Annotated in this window: 10 protein-coding genes; all 10 read left to right on the top strand. The window is 66.5% G+C overall.

Annotated features, from left to right (window positions below; translation table 11 throughout):
- Window positions 1-196: 196 nt before the first annotated feature.
- The 10 genes from rplK to rpsL all read left to right on the top strand — a co-directional run bounded on the left by rplK (window position 197) and on the right by rpsL (window position 14,382).
- Window positions 197-631: a 50S ribosomal protein L11 gene (gene rplK, locus ACZ562_RS08510; RefSeq protein WP_003998857.1), complete on the top strand. Its 435-nt coding sequence runs from the start codon at window positions 197-199 to the stop codon at window positions 629-631.
- Window positions 632-739: 108 nt separating this feature from the next.
- The gene (gene rplA / locus ACZ562_RS08505) at window positions 740-1,465 is read left to right on the top strand and encodes a 50S ribosomal protein L1 (RefSeq protein WP_471175240.1); all 726 of its coding nucleotides are present in this window, start codon (window positions 740-742) and stop codon (window positions 1,463-1,465) included.
- A 133-nt stretch (window positions 1,466-1,598) separates the two neighbouring features.
- Window positions 1,599-2,510 (top strand): SCO4651 family lipoprotein, encoded by a 912-nt coding sequence (locus ACZ562_RS08500; protein WP_471175238.1) that lies wholly within the window; start codon window positions 1,599-1,601, stop codon window positions 2,508-2,510.
- A gap of 228 nt (window positions 2,511-2,738) precedes the next feature.
- On the top strand, window positions 2,739-3,596 hold the full coding sequence (locus tag ACZ562_RS08495) for an SCO4651 family lipoprotein (RefSeq protein WP_471175236.1): 858 nt from the start codon (window positions 2,739-2,741) through the stop codon (window positions 3,594-3,596).
- 283 nt (window positions 3,597-3,879) lie between these two features.
- Window positions 3,880-4,410, top strand: coding sequence for a 50S ribosomal protein L10 (gene rplJ, locus ACZ562_RS08490; RefSeq protein ID WP_451527006.1), 531 nt, complete (start codon window positions 3,880-3,882; stop codon window positions 4,408-4,410).
- 112 nt (window positions 4,411-4,522) lie between these two features.
- Complete coding sequence (gene rplL / locus ACZ562_RS08485) at window positions 4,523-4,906, top strand: 50S ribosomal protein L7/L12 (protein WP_030823471.1); 384 nt, start codon at window positions 4,523-4,525, stop codon at window positions 4,904-4,906.
- 614 nt (window positions 4,907-5,520) lie between these two features.
- A complete protein-coding gene (gene rpoB, locus ACZ562_RS08480; RefSeq protein WP_471175233.1) occupies window positions 5,521-9,006 on the top strand; it encodes a DNA-directed RNA polymerase subunit beta in 3,486 nt (1,161 codons plus the stop codon).
- Between the two features lie 97 nt (window positions 9,007-9,103).
- Window positions 9,104-13,003, top strand: coding sequence for a DNA-directed RNA polymerase subunit beta' (locus tag ACZ562_RS08475; RefSeq protein WP_471175231.1), 3,900 nt, complete (start codon window positions 9,104-9,106; stop codon window positions 13,001-13,003).
- A gap of 167 nt (window positions 13,004-13,170) precedes the next feature.
- The gene (locus ACZ562_RS08470; protein WP_471175229.1) at window positions 13,171-13,704 is read left to right on the top strand and encodes a DUF1707 and DUF4190 domain-containing protein; all 534 of its coding nucleotides are present in this window, start codon (window positions 13,171-13,173) and stop codon (window positions 13,702-13,704) included.
- Between the two features lie 306 nt (window positions 13,705-14,010).
- Complete coding sequence (gene rpsL / locus ACZ562_RS08465) at window positions 14,011-14,382, top strand: 30S ribosomal protein S12 (RefSeq protein WP_003948652.1); 372 nt, start codon at window positions 14,011-14,013, stop codon at window positions 14,380-14,382.
- Window positions 14,383-14,384: the final 2 nt, after the last annotated feature.

Genomic DNA, 14,384 nt, shown 5'->3' with positions numbered 1-14,384 from the left:
TGTGGCCCGGGCGTCTTCGTCGCTTCCGTGTGCCCGCCCGACGGCATGGAAGCACGCCCCCTCGCAGCCGACCTGAGCTGCCGATTTCATGTCGCGCGACCACAGCAGCTATCGTGGTGCGGTATGCCATCTGCCGGATGATTCATCCGAATGACGCAGGTGGTACTCAACCTCTCAGTAAGGACCCGGAGAGAGCATGCCTCCCAAGAAGAAGAAGGTCACGGGGCTCATCAAGCTCCAGATCCAGGCCGGCGCCGCCAACCCGGCCCCGCCGGTCGGCCCCGCGCTGGGCCAGCACGGCGTGAACATCATGGAGTTCTGCAAGGCCTACAACGCCGCGACCGAGTCGCAGCGTGGCTGGGTGATCCCGGTGGAGATCACGGTCTACGAGGACCGCTCCTTCACCTTCATCACCAAGACGCCGCCGGCCGCGAAGATGATCCTCAAGGCCGCGGGCATCGAGAAGGGCTCCGGCGAGCCTCACAAGACCAAGGTCGCCAAGATCACCGAGGCACAGGTCCGCGAGATCGCCCAGACCAAGCTCCCCGACCTCAACGCCAACGACCTGGACGCCGCCGCGAAGATCATCGCCGGCACCGCGCGTTCCATGGGCGTCACGGTCGAGGGCTGAGCCCCAGCCCCGTAGTCAGAACGCACGCGGCGGCAGCCGCGTATGGGTACAGCGTGGCAGGGCCTGCTCGGCCCGTACCACGACTCCTAAGAACACACAGGAGCAGTAGTGAGCAAGCGCAGCAAGTCTCTCCGCGCTGCGGACGCCAAGGTCGACCGGGAGAAGCTCTACGCCCCGCTCGAGGCCGTCCGTCTCGCCAAGGAGACCTCCACGACCAAGTTCGACGGCACCGTCGAGGTCGCCTTCCGTCTGGGTGTCGACCCGCGCAAGGCCGACCAGATGGTCCGTGGCACCGTGAACCTTCCGCACGGCACCGGTAAGACCGCCCGGGTCCTGGTCTTCGCGACCGGCGACCGTGCCGAGGCCGCGCGTGCCGCGGGCGCCGACATCGTCGGCGCCGACGAGCTGATCGACGAGGTGTCGAAGGGCCGCCTGGACTTCGACGCCGTCGTCGCCACCCCGGACCTCATGGGCAAGGTCGGCCGCCTCGGCCGTGTCCTCGGCCCGCGTGGTCTGATGCCGAACCCGAAGACCGGCACGGTGACCCCGGACGTGGTCAAGGCCGTGACCGAGATCAAGGGCGGCAAGATCGAGTTCCGCGTCGACAAGCACTCGAACCTGCACTTCATCATCGGCAAGACGTCCTTCGACGACACCAAGCTGGTGGAGAACTACGGCGCCGCGCTGGAGGAGATCCTCCGTCTGAAGCCGTCCGCCGCCAAGGGTCGCTACATCAAGAAGGCCGCGGTCAGCACCACCATGGGCCCCGGCATCCCGGTCGACCCGAACCGCACCCGCAACCTCCTCGTCGAGGAGGACCCGGCCGCGGTCTGAGCCTGACGGCTCACCACATCCGGTGACGGGCCCCGCAACCTTTCTGGGTGCGGGGCCCGTCCCCTATTTCGGTACCGAGTGTCACTGCCCCGCGCTAGCGTGCGGGCACAGGATTCACATAGGGGTGGGACGAATGAAGAGCACGACCGTGCGCCACATGGCTCTCTCGATCGCGGCAGTGACCGCGCTGACCGGACTGGCGGCCTGCGGCCCCTCCGACTCCTCGAAGAGCTCCCGCAAGGACGACAATGGGCCCGGCAGGGCCTCCGCGCACCTCAACCCCATAGCCGCCCTGCGCACCGCCGAGAAGTCCACGGACGCCGCCGACTCCGCCAGGGTCGAGTCGACCACCACCATGGGCTCGATGATGTCCATGACGGCCGACGGCGCCCTCGGCTGGGGCGACGGCATCACCGGCACGATGACCATCACCTACACCGGCGGCACGATGGCCGACACGATGCGTCAGCTCGGCACCACGTCGATGGAGGCCCGCTACCTCCCCGACGCCTACTACGCGAAGATGGGCGAGCAGTTCGCCGAGCAGGCGGGCGGCAAGCACTGGATCCGGTACGGGTACGACGACCTGGAGGACCTCGGCGGCGGCTCCGGCGCCTACCTCAAGGACCAGATGCAGAACACGACCCCCAACCAGTCGGTGAAGCTCCTGCTGGCCTCCGGGGACGTGAAGAAGGTCGGCGAGGAGAAGGTGCGAGGGGTGAACACCACGCACTACTCGGGCACGGTCGACGTCGCCGACCTGGCCTCCAAGAACTCCAGCCTGAGCGAGAGCCAGCTGGCCGATCTGAAGAAGCAGCTGGAACAGGCCGGCGTCACCACGCAGACCATCGACATCTGGGTGAACGACCAGAACCTTCTGGTCAAGAAAATCGAGAAGGGTGAGATGACCAGCGGAGAACTGACCCAGACCGCCTACTACAGCGACTACGGCGTCAAGGTCTCCGCCGAAGAGCCCCCGGCCGCCGACACCGAGGACTTCAAGGAGCTGCTGGAGAAGCAGGGCGGCACGGGCACGGTCTCCTGAGGCCTCCCGGTCTCTGAGGCCTCCCGGTCTCTGAGGATTCCCGGTCTCGTGAGGATTCCCGGGCCGGGAATCCTGAGGCTCCTGTGACCCCTGTGACCCCTGTGACTCTGTGACCCGTGTGACTCATGTGACCCGTGTGACTCATGGGTATTCGCGAGACCATTCGATTCTCCTGGGATACGCTCGCGACCTTGCTGTGTATCAGCCATGTATTCCTAGGGGGAATCGATGGAGACTTCTGCACGTGGTTCCGTGCGCCGTCGGGCGGCGGGCGCAGGCCTTGCCGCCCTGGTCCTCGCCGGTGGGGCGGTCGGGTGTTCCAAGGCCGCCGACGAGCAGTCGCCCGCGATGGAGCCCGCCGCGGCCGTCGCCAAGGCGGCGAAGAACGCCGACGACATCACGTCCTTCCGCTACAAGCTGACCGGCAAGGTGCCCGAGCAGGGCCGGGTGAGCGGCGAGGCGTCGATGAGCGTCAAGCCGCTGGCCATGAGCATGAAGATGACGGCACTGGACCAGTCCACCGACAACCAGGTGGAGATCCGGCTCGTCGACAAGGCGATGTACATCGGCGGGGGCGCCGCGGCCGCCAAGGAGATGGACGGCAAGAGCTGGATCAAGTTCGACATGTTCGCGCTCGGCGCCGACAAGGACCTGAACGCCGGCCAGTTCGGGGCCGGCCAGGCCGACCAGAACCCGGCGACCGAGTCCACCTTCCTGACCGGCTCCAAGGACATCAAGGAGGTCGGCATCGAGACCGTCGACGGTGTGAAGACCACCCACTACAAGGGCACCGTCACCCTCGACGACCTCGAGGCCTCCCTCAAGGACGAGGACAGGACCACCCGCGAGAAGCGCGAGAAGAGCATCCAGGTGTACGAGAAGATGGGTGTCGACTCGTTCACGATGGACATGTGGATCGACGGCGAGGACCACACCAAGCAGTTCCGGATGCGCGGCGACGCCGACAAGGGGCCGCTCGACATGACCATCACCTTCTCCGACATCAACGAGCCGGTCACGGTCACCGCCCCGCCGGCCGAGGACACCGCGGACCTGGCGGAGATGATGAAGGGCGCCGAGGGCTGAGCACCGGACGGGCGGATTTGCCTGCCGGCGATCCGTTCGCGTACTCTCCTACAGAAGCCAAAGACCGCTGGTCGTTGCCGTGCGCTCGCAAGAGGGCGCGGCGGCCGAAGGATCCGCTGAACCGCGGACGACCCGCGCAGGTGACTGTGGAATTGCTCCTGGAGTTCGCTGCTCGCGCTGCGAATGCCCGGTCGAGCTACGCCCCGTGCGCCTGCGCCGGGGCGTTTCGTTTACCCAGCCCCTTCCGAGCGGTCCTCATCACCCGGAAGGAGGCCGACGCTCTATGGCAAGGCCCGACAAGGCTGCCGCGGTGGCCGAGCTCGCGGAGCAGTTCCGCAGCTCGAACGCCGCCGTGCTGACCGAGTACCGGGGTCTCACCGTGGCGCAGCTCAAGACGCTGCGTCGTTCGCTCGGTGAGAACGCCCAGTACGCCGTGGTGAAGAACACGCTGACCAAGATTGCGGCCAACGAGGCCGGGATCTCGACGCTCGACGACCTGTTCAACGGTCCGACGGCGGTCGCCTTCGTCACCGGTGACCCGGTGGAGTCGGCGAAGGGTCTTCGTGACTTCGCCAAGGACAACCCGAACCTCGTCATCAAGGGCGGTGTCCTTGACGGCAAGGCGCTGTCCGCCGACGAGATCAAGAAGCTTGCGGACCTCGAGTCCCGCGAGGTTCTGCTCTCCAAGCTGGCGGGTGCCTTCAAGGGCAAGCAGTCTCAGGCTGCTCAGCTCTTCCAGGCGCTTCCCTCGAAGCTCGTCCGCACGGTGGACGCCCTTCGCGCCAAGCAAGAAGAGCAGGGCGGTGCCGAGTAACTCGGCTCGCGCATTGACTGCCGCCTGAGGCGACGGTCGTAGCGGGCCGAACGTACGCCCGCCTCACATGTACATCCCGGCACCAGCCGAATTAGTGGAAGGATCGCCCACCATGGCGAAGCTCAGCCAGGAAGACCTGCTCGCGCAGTTCGAGGAGATGACCCTCATCGAGCTCTCCGAGTTCGTGAAGGCCTTCGAGGAGAAGTTCGACGTCACCGCCGCCGCCGCGGTCGCCGTTGCCGGCCCGGCCGGTCCGGCCGCCCCGGCCGAGGCCGCCGAGGAGAAGGACGAGTTCGACGTCATCCTCACCGGCGCCGGCGACAAGAAGATCCAGGTCATCAAGGTCGTGCGTGAGCTGACCTCCCTGGGTCTGAAGGAGGCCAAGGACCTCGTGGACGGCGCCCCGAAGCCCGTCCTCGAGAAGGTCGCCAAGGACGCCGCCGAGAAGGCCGCCGAGTCCCTCAAGGGCGCCGGCGCCTCCGTCGAGGTCAAGTAACACCTCTCGGGTCCGCACGGACTCGCGCGCGAGCGGCAGCCGTCGTACGGACGGCTGTAACGCTGACGCACAGAAGAGCGATCATCCATCCGGGTGGTCGCTCTTCGGCGTTCCGGGGACCCCGGCGGCGGCTGCCTTGCGCCTGGGGGTGCTGCGAGTAGGGTGATCTTCGTCGTACGTCGAGGGTCTCCTGGTAGCAGACCGCAAGTGACGAGTGCAGCACCCGGTTTGGGCAAGACAGGCCTTGACGAACCGCACGCAGCGCGCAATTCTCAGGACGCGTCGTCACAGGATCCGGATCCGAGGCATGGATCGACGGCGAAGAGGGCAGTATCAACGTGCATTGAGGGCGTGGGCTTGCGCAGGTGTCGAGAAGAACGAGGGTCTCGAGAAACCCGCACTGGACATCAGTGTGCCAAGTGGCTACACTGACCCTTTGCGCTGCCTGTTAGCTGTCCCCTGCCCGTCACCAGGGGCATGCCCTCGCTTGAGCACCGACGACCGAACCGTCCCTGACCTGGCCTAATTGGGCTGGTGAAGGAACTTCTGTCTCTGTGCACGGGAGAGGGACCGGTACGCGCGTAGTGAGTCCGAGCCCTCGGAAGGACCCCCTCTTGGCCGCCTCGCGCACTGCCTCGACCGCGAATACGAACAACGGCGCCAGCACCGCCCCGCTGCGCATCTCCTTTGCAAAGATCAAGGAGCCCCTCGAGGTTCCGAACCTTCTTGCGCTGCAAACCGAGAGCTTCGACTGGCTGCTCGGAAACGACGCGTGGAAGGCTCGTGTCGAGGCGGCTCTGGAGTCCGGTCAGGACGTCCCCACCAAGTCCGGTCTGGAGGAGATCTTCGAGGAGATCTCCCCGATCGAGGACTTCTCCGGGTCGATGTCGCTGACTTTCCGCGACCACCGTTTCGAGCCCTCGAAGAACAGCATCGACGAGTGCAAGGAGCGCGACTTCACGTACGCGGCTCCGCTCTTCGTCACCGCTGAGTTCACCAACAACGAGACCGGCGAGATCAAGTCCCAGACGGTCTTCATGGGCGACTTCCCGCTCATGACCAACAAGGGCACCTTCGTCATCAACGGCACCGAGCGTGTCGTCGTGTCGCAGCTGGTCCGTTCGCCGGGTGTCTACTTCGACTCCTCCATCGACAAGACGTCCGACAAGGACATCTTCTCCGCCAAGATCATCCCGTCCCGGGGTGCCTGGCTGGAGATGGAGATCGACAAGCGCGACATGGTCGGTGTGCGCATCGACCGCAAGCGCAAGCAGTCCGTCACCGTCCTCCTGAAGGCGCTCGGCTGGACCACCGAGCAGATCCTCGAGGAGTTCGGCGAGTACGAGTCCATGCGGGCCACCCTGGAGAAGGACCACACCCAGGGCCAGGACGACGCGCTGCTCGACATCTACCGCAAGCTGCGTCCGGGCGAGCCCCCGACGCGTGAGGCCGCGCAGACGCTGCTCGAGAACCTCTACTTCAACCCCAAGCGCTACGACCTGGCCAAGGTCGGCCGCTACAAGGTCAACAAGAAGCTGGGTGCGGAGGCCCCGCTCGACGCGGGCGTCCTGACCGTCGAGGATGTCATCTCGACGATCAAGTACCTGGTGAAGCTGCACGCGGGGGAGACCGAGACGGCCGCCGACAGCGGTCAGACGATCGTCGTCGAGACCGACGACATCGACCACTTCGGCAACCGTCGTCTGCGCAGTGTCGGCGAGCTCATCCAGAACCAGGTCCGTACGGGTCTGGCGCGTATGGAGCGTGTCGTCCGCGAGCGGATGACGACCCAGGACGTCGAGGCGATCACGCCGCAGACCCTGATCAACATCCGGCCGGTCGTCGCCTCCATCAAGGAGTTCTTCGGCACCAGCCAGCTCTCGCAGTTCATGGACCAGAACAACCCGCTGTCGGGTCTCACCCACAAGCGCCGTCTGTCGGCGCTCGGCCCGGGTGGTCTCTCCCGTGAGCGGGCCGGCTTCGAGGTCCGTGACGTGCACCCGTCCCACTACGGCCGCATGTGCCCGATCGAGACGCCGGAAGGCCCGAACATCGGTCTGATCGGTTCGCTCGCCTCCTACGGCCGCGTCAACGCGTTCGGTTTCGTGGAGACGCCGTACCGCAAGGTCGTCGACGGCCAGGTCACCGACGAGGTCGACTACCTGACGGCCGACGAAGAGGACCGATTCGTCATCGCGCAGGCCAACGCCACGCTCAACGACGACCTGCGCTTCACCGAGAACCGCGTCCTCGTCCGCCGCCGTGGCGGCGAGGTCGACTACGTCGCCGGTGACGACGTGGACTACATGGACGTCTCGCCGCGCCAGATGGTGTCGGTCGCGACCGCCATGATCCCGTTCCTCGAGCACGACGACGCCAACCGTGCCCTCATGGGCGCGAACATGATGCGTCAGGCCGTGCCGCTGATCAAGTCCGAGTCCCCGCTCGTCGGCACCGGCATGGAGTACCGCTCCGCCGTCGACGCCGGCGACGTGGTCAAGGCCGAGAAGGCGGGTGTGGTCCAGGAGGTCTCCGCGGACTACATCACCACCGCCAACGACGACGGCACGTACATCACGTACCGCCTGGCCAAGTTCGCCCGCTCCAACCAGGGCACCTCGGTCAACCAGAAGGTCATCGTCAACGAGGGCGACCGCGTCATCGAGGGCCAGGTCCTCGCCGACGGTCCGGCCACCCAGAACGGCGAGATGGCGCTCGGCAAGAACCTGCTCGTGGCGTTCATGCCGTGGGAGGGTCACAACTACGAGGACGCGATCATCCTGTCGCAGCGCCTCGTGCAGGACGACGTCCTCTCCTCGATCCACATCGAGGAGCACGAGGTCGACGCCCGTGACACCAAGCTCGGCCCCGAGGAGATCACCCGGGACATCCCGAACGTCTCCGAGGAGGTCCTCGCCGACCTCGACGAGCGCGGCATCATCCGCATCGGTGCCGAGGTCATCGCCGGCGACATCCTCGTCGGCAAGGTGACCCCCAAGGGTGAGACCGAGCTGACCCCCGAGGAGCGCCTGCTGCGCGCGATCTTCGGTGAGAAGGCCCGTGAGGTCCGTGACACCTCGCTGAAGGTGCCGCACGGCGAGACCGGCAAGGTCATCGGCGTCCGCGTCTTCGACCGCGAGGAGGGCGACGAGCTTCCCCCCGGTGTGAACCAGCTGGTGCGCGTCTACGTCGCGCAGAAGCGCAAGATCACCGACGGTGACAAGCTCGCCGGCCGCCACGGCAACAAGGGCGTCATCTCGAAGATCCTGCCGATCGAGGACATGCCGTTCCTGGAGGACGGCACCCCGGTCGACATCATCCTCAACCCGCTGGGTGTGCCGTCCCGAATGAACCCGGGACAGGTCCTGGAGATCCACCTCGGCTGGCTCGCCAGCCGCGGGTGGGACGTCTCCGGCCTCGCGGACGAGTGGGCGCAGCGCCTCCAGGCGATCGGCGCCGACCAGGTCGACCCGGGCACGAACGTCGCGACCCCCGTCTTCGACGGTGCGCGCGAGGACGAGCTCGCGGGCCTGCTGAACCACACCATCCCGAACCGCGACGGCGAGCGCATGGTGCTCCCGACCGGTAAGGCGCGGCTGTTCGACGGCCGTAGCGGTGAGCCGTTCCCGGACCCCATCTCGGTCGGCTACATGTACATCCTGAAGCTGCACCACCTGGTCGACGACAAGCTGCACGCCCGCTCGACCGGTCCGTACTCGATGATCACCCAGCAGCCGCTGGGTGGTAAGGCCCAGTTCGGTGGCCAGCGCTTCGGTGAGATGGAGGTGTGGGCGCTGGAGGCGTACGGCGCCGCGTACGCCCTCCAGGAGCTGCTGACCATCAAGTCCGACGACGTCACCGGCCGCGTGAAGGTCTACGAGGCCATCGTCAAGGGCGAGAACATCCCCGAGCCCGGCATCCCCGAGTCCTTCAAGGTGCTCATCAAGGAGATGCAGTCCCTGTGCCTCAACGTGGAGGTGCTGTCCTCGGACGGCATGTCCATCGAGATGCGCGACACCGACGAGGACGTCTTCCGCGCGGCGGAGGAGCTTGGCATCGACCTGTCGCGGCGCGAGCCGAGCAGCGTCGAAGAGGTCTGACGGGAGTCCGGCCGGGCTCAGCCCATGAGCCCGGCCGGCCCCAGGACCCCCGTATCAGACCCCTAAGACTTACAACCCTGAGAGGGATTGACGCATAGTGCTCGACGTCAACTTCTTCGACGAGCTCCGGATCGGCCTGGCCACCGCTGACGACATCCGTCAGTGGAGCCACGGCGAGGTCAAGAAGCCCGAGACCATCAACTACCGCACCCTCAAGCCCGAAAAGGACGGACTCTTCTGCGAGAAGATCTTCGGTCCGACCCGGGACTGGGAGTGCTACTGCGGCAAGTACAAGCGTGTCCGGTTCAAGGGCATCATCTGTGAGCGCTGTGGCGTCGAGGTGACTCGCGCCAAGGTGCGCCGTGAGCGGATGGGCCACATCGAGCTGGCCGCGCCCGTCACGCACATCTGGTACTTCAAGGGCGTCCCGTCGCGCCTGGGCTACCTGCTCGACCTGGCCCCGAAGGACCTGGAGAAGGTCATCTACTTCGCGGCGTACATGATCACGTACGTCGACGAGGAGCGCCGCACCCGCGACCTGCCCTCTCTGGAGGCGCACGTCTCCGTCGAGCGGCAGCAGATCGAGAACCGCCGGGACGCCGACCTGGAGGCCCGCGCCAAGAAGCTCGAGACCGACCTGGCCGAGCTGGAGGCCGAGGGCGCCAAGGCCGATGTGCGCCGCAAGGTGCGCGAGGGTGCCGAGCGTGAGATGAAGCAGCTGCGCGACCGTGCGCAGCGCGAGATCGACCGTCTCGACGAGGTGTGGACCCGGTTCAAGAACCTCAAGGTCCAGGACCTCGAGGGCGACGAGCTCCTCTACCGCGAGCTGCGCGACCGCTTCGGCACGTACTTCGACGGTTCGATGGGTGCCGCGGCGCTGCAGAAGCGCCTGGAGTCCTTCGACCTCGACGAGGAGGCCGAGCGCCTCCGCGAGATCATTCGCACCGGCAAGGGCCAGAAGAAGACCCGTGCGCTCAAGCGCCTGAAGGTCGTCTCCGCGTTCCTGCAGACCAGCAACAGCCCCAAGGGCATGGTGCTCGACTGCGTGCCGGTCATCCCGCCGGACCTGCGTCCGATGGTGCAGCTGGACGGTGGCCGCTTCGCGACCTCCGACCTGAACGACCTGTACCGCCGCGTCATCAACCGCAACAACCGCCTGAAGCGCCTTCTCGACCTCGGTGCCCCCGAGATCATCGTGAACAACGAGAAGCGCATGCTCCAGGAGGCCGTGGACGCGCTGTTCGACAACGGCCGTCGTGGCCGTCCGGTCACCGGCCCCGGCAACCGCCCGCTGAAGTCCCTCAGCGACATGCTGAAGGGCAAGCAGGGCCGGTTCCGCCAGAACCTGCTCGGCAAGCGTGTGGACTACTCCGCGCGTTCCGTGATCGTCGTCGGTCCGCAGCTGAAGCTGCACCAGTGCGGTCTGCCGAAGGCGATGGCGCTGGAGCTGTTCAAGCCGTTCGTGATGAAGCGCCTGGTCGACCTGAACCACGCGCAGAACATCAAGAGCGCCAAGCGCATGGTGGAGCGCGGCCGCACGGTCGTGTACGACGTCCTCGAAGAGGTCATCGCCGAGCACCCGGTTCTGCTGAACCGTGCGCCCACCCTGCACCGCCTGGGCATCCAGGCCTTCGAGCCGCAGCTGGTCGAGGGCAAGGCCATCCAGATCCACCCGCTCGTCTGCACCGCGTTCAACGCGGACTTCGACGGTGACCAGATGGCCGTGCACCTGCCGCTGTCCGCGGAGGCGCAGGCCGAGGCCCGCATCCTGATGCTGTCCTCGAACAACATCCTCAAGCCCGCCGACGGCCGTCCGGTGACGATGCCGACCCAGGACATGGTCCTCGGTCTGTTCTTCCTCACCACCGACGGCGAGCTGCGTGACACCAAGGGCGAGGGCCGGTCCTTCGGCTCCACGGCCGAGGCGATCATGGCGTTCGACGCCGGTGAGCTGGCGCTGCAGTCGGCGATCGACATCCGCTTCCCGGTGGGCACCATCCCGCCGCGCGGCTGGACCCCGCCGGTGCGCGAGGAGGGCGAGCCGGAGTGGCAGCAGGGTGACACCTTCCGCCTGCGGACGACCCTGGGCCGCGCGCTCTTCAACGAGCTGCTGCCCGAGGACTACCCGTTCGTCGACTACTCGGTGGGCAAGAAGCAGCTCTCCGAGATCGTCAACGATCTGGCCGAGCGCTACCCCAAGGTCATCGTGGCGGCGACGCTCGACAACCTGAAGGCGGCCGGCTTCTACTGGGCGACCCGTTCCGGTGTCACCGTCGCCATCTCCGACGTCGTCGTTCCCGAGGCGAAGAAGGAGATCGTCCGCGGGTACGAGGCGCAGGACGAGAAGGTCCAGAAGCAGTACGAGCGCGGTCTGATCACCAAGGAAGAGCGCACTCAGGAGCTCATCGCGATCTGGACCAAGGCGACCAACGAGGTCGCCGAGGCGATGAACGAGAACTTCCCCAAGACGAACCCCATCTTCATGATGGTTGACTCGGGTGCCCGAGGAAACATGATGCAGATGCGGCAGATCGCCGGTATGCGTGGTCTGGTGTCGAACGCCAAGAACGAGACGATCCCGCGTCCGATCAAGGCGTCCTTCCGTGAGGGTCTGTCCGTGCTGGAGTACTTCATCTCCACGCACGGTGCCCGTAAGGGTCTGGCGGACACCGCCCTGCGTACCGCCGACTCGGGTTACCTGACCCGTCGTCTGGTGGACGTCTCGCAGGACGTCATCATCCGCGAGGAGGACTGCGGCACCGAGCGCGGCCTGAAGCTGCGGATCGCCTCGAAGGACGCCGGTGGCGTGCTGCGCAAGGCGGACGACGTCGAGACCAGCGTCTACGCCCGCATGCTCGCCGAGGACGTCGTCATCGACGGCAAGGTGATCGCGCCGGCCAACGTGGACCTGGGCGACGTGCTCATCGACCAGCTCGTGCGCCACGGTGTCGAGGAGGTCAAGACCCGCTCGATCCTGACCTGCGAGTCCCACGTCGGCACCTGCGCCATGTGCTACGGCCGCTCCCTGGCCACCGGCAAGCTGGTCGACATCGGTGAGGCGGTCGGCATCATCGCCGCCCAGTCCATCGGTGAGCCCGGTACCCAGCTGACGATGCGTACCTTCCACACCGGTGGTGTGGCCGGTGACGACATCACCCAGGGTCTGCCGCGTGTCGTCGAGCTCTTCGAGGCCCGTACGCCGAAGGGTGTCGCCCCGATCTCCGAGGCCTCCGGCCGCGTCCGGATCGAGGAGACCGAGAAGACCAAGAAGATCGTCGTCACTCCGGACGACGGCAGCGACGAGACGGCGTTCCCGATCTCGAAGCGCGCCCGACTCCTGGTCAGCGAGGGCGAGCACGTCGAGGTGGGCCAGAAGCTCACCGTGGGTGCCACCAACCCGCACGACGTGCTGCGCATCCTGGGCCAGCGTGCCGTCCAGGTCCACCTGGTCGGCGAGGTCCAGAAGGTGTACAACTCGCAGGGTGTGTCGATCCACGACAAGCACATCGAGATCATCATCCGGCAGATGCTGCGCCGTGTGACGATCATCGAGTCCGGCGACGCCGAGCTGCTGCCCGGCGAGCTGGTCGAGCGCTCGAAGTTCGAGACCGAGAACCGTCGTGTGGTCCAGGAAGGCGGCCACCCGGCCTCCGGCCGTCCGCAGCTCATGGGTATCACCAAGGCCTCGCTGGCCACGGAGTCCTGGCTGTCGGCGGCGTCCTTCCAGGAGACGACCAGGGTCCTCACGGACGCGGCGATCAACGCCAAGTCCGACTCCCTGATCGGCCTCAAGGAGAACGTCATCATCGGTAAGCTCATCCCGGCCGGTACGGGTCTGTCCCGCTACCGCAACATCCGGGTCGAGCCGACCGAGGAGGCCAAGGCCGCGATGTACTCGGCCGTCGGCTACGACGACATCGACTACTCGCCGTTCGGCACGGGCTCCGGCCAGGCCGTTCCGCTGGAGGACTACGACTACGGTCCGTACAACCAGTAAGCGAGCAGCTTGAGCTGACGGGCGGTCACCCTGAGTGGGGTGACCGCCCGTCGGCGTCTTCCGGGGAAACGGGACAGTAGGAGCCGGACGGGAGCGGTGGGGGAACCGATGCCGGAACCACGGCGTCGGAGCATGATGTAGGTAGAGCCGTCCTGGGAGGTGTTCAGGTGTCGCAACCGTCGCCCTGGCAGCCCTGGCAGGGGCCGAGCGTCCCCCAGCCGTGGCAGAGCAACGCATCGATGCTCGCCTCCCACGCGGACCGTGAGCGGGCCGTGGACGTGCTCAGAGCGGGATTCAGCGAAGGGCGCATGCAGCAGGCCGAGTTCGAGCGGCGGGTCACGCGGGCGTACGAAGCGCGCACGGTGGGGGAGCTGGGTCTGCTCGTCGCGGACCTGCCCCAGGGGCCCGTACCGCTGCCTGCGGCGGCCGCGTACGTGCCGCGGACGTTTCTGCCCATGGCGGGGCCGAAGACGAACGACAAGGCGGTCGGGTCGGCCATCTGCGGCGTGCTGTGTCTTGTGACCCTCGGACTCACCGGCCTCCCCGCGGTAGTCCTGGGGCACACCGCGCGTTCCGAGATCCGCCGCACGGGGGAGCACGGCGACGGGCTCGCGCTGACCGGGCTCGTCCTCGGCTGGATGTCCACCGCCGGCTGGGCCCTCGTGGTGCTGCTGCTGCTGGTGGCAGTCGCGTCCGCGTGACGACTCCGAAGATCACTGAGGGTGCGTGGACGGTGTATGGGCTTGACATGCACCGCACGGCAATGCGACCAAGGCCCATTTGTTTTGACCGCAGCGAATGAGGTAGGTACGCTCAGACCTTGTGCCTGGGGTGTGCCCTGGCTCTCGTGCGTGCCTTCAACCGCATAGCGAGCCGTCACTGGCCACCGTAATCTGCGCCCTTTTCGCCTCGCGGCGGAAGTCTGCGGGATTCGACACACCCGACCGCGTGGGTCGGCGACGTTCCAGGTTAGCTGTACCTATCGGCACACAGAAACCGGAGAAGTAGTGCCTACGATCCAGCAGCTGGTCCGCAAGGGCCGGCAGGACAAGGTCGAGAAGAACAAGACGCCCGCACTCGAGGGTTCCCCTCAGCGTCGTGGCGTCTGCACGCGTGTGTTCACGACCACCCCGAAGAAGCCGAACTCGGCCCTGCGTAAGGTCGCGCGTGTGCGTCTGACCAGCGGGATCGAGGTCACCGCTTACATTCCGGGTGAGGGACACAACCTGCAGGAGCACTCCATCGTGCTCGTGCGCGGCGGCCGTGTGAAGGACCTGCCGGGTGTTCGCTACAAGATCATCCGCGGCTCGCTCGACACCCAGGGTGTCAAGAACCGCAAGCAGGCCCGCAGCCGCTACGGCGCCAAGAAGGAGAAGTAAGA

The organism is Streptomyces sp. NPDC040410 (assembly GCF_055595715.1).
Note: the sequence above shows the minus strand (reverse complement) of the source record. Positions and strands in the feature narration are given on the sequence as shown.

Bases quoted from the DNA above. Each gene is read 5' to 3' on its own strand.
- rplJ (WP_451527006.1), top strand. From the start codon at position 3,880: ATGGCAAGGCCCGACAAGGCTGCCGCGGTGGCCGAGCTCGCGGAGCAG.
- rplL (WP_030823471.1), top strand. From the start codon at position 4,523: ATGGCGAAGCTCAGCCAGGAAGACCTGCTCGCGCAGTTCGAGGAGATG.
- ACZ562_RS08495 (WP_471175236.1), top strand. From the start codon at position 2,739: ATGGAGACTTCTGCACGTGGTTCCGTGCGCCGTCGGGCGGCGGGCGCA.
- ACZ562_RS08500 (WP_471175238.1), top strand. From the start codon at position 1,599: ATGAAGAGCACGACCGTGCGCCACATGGCTCTCTCGATCGCGGCAGTG.
- rplK (WP_003998857.1), top strand. From the start codon at position 197: ATGCCTCCCAAGAAGAAGAAGGTCACGGGGCTCATCAAGCTCCAGATC.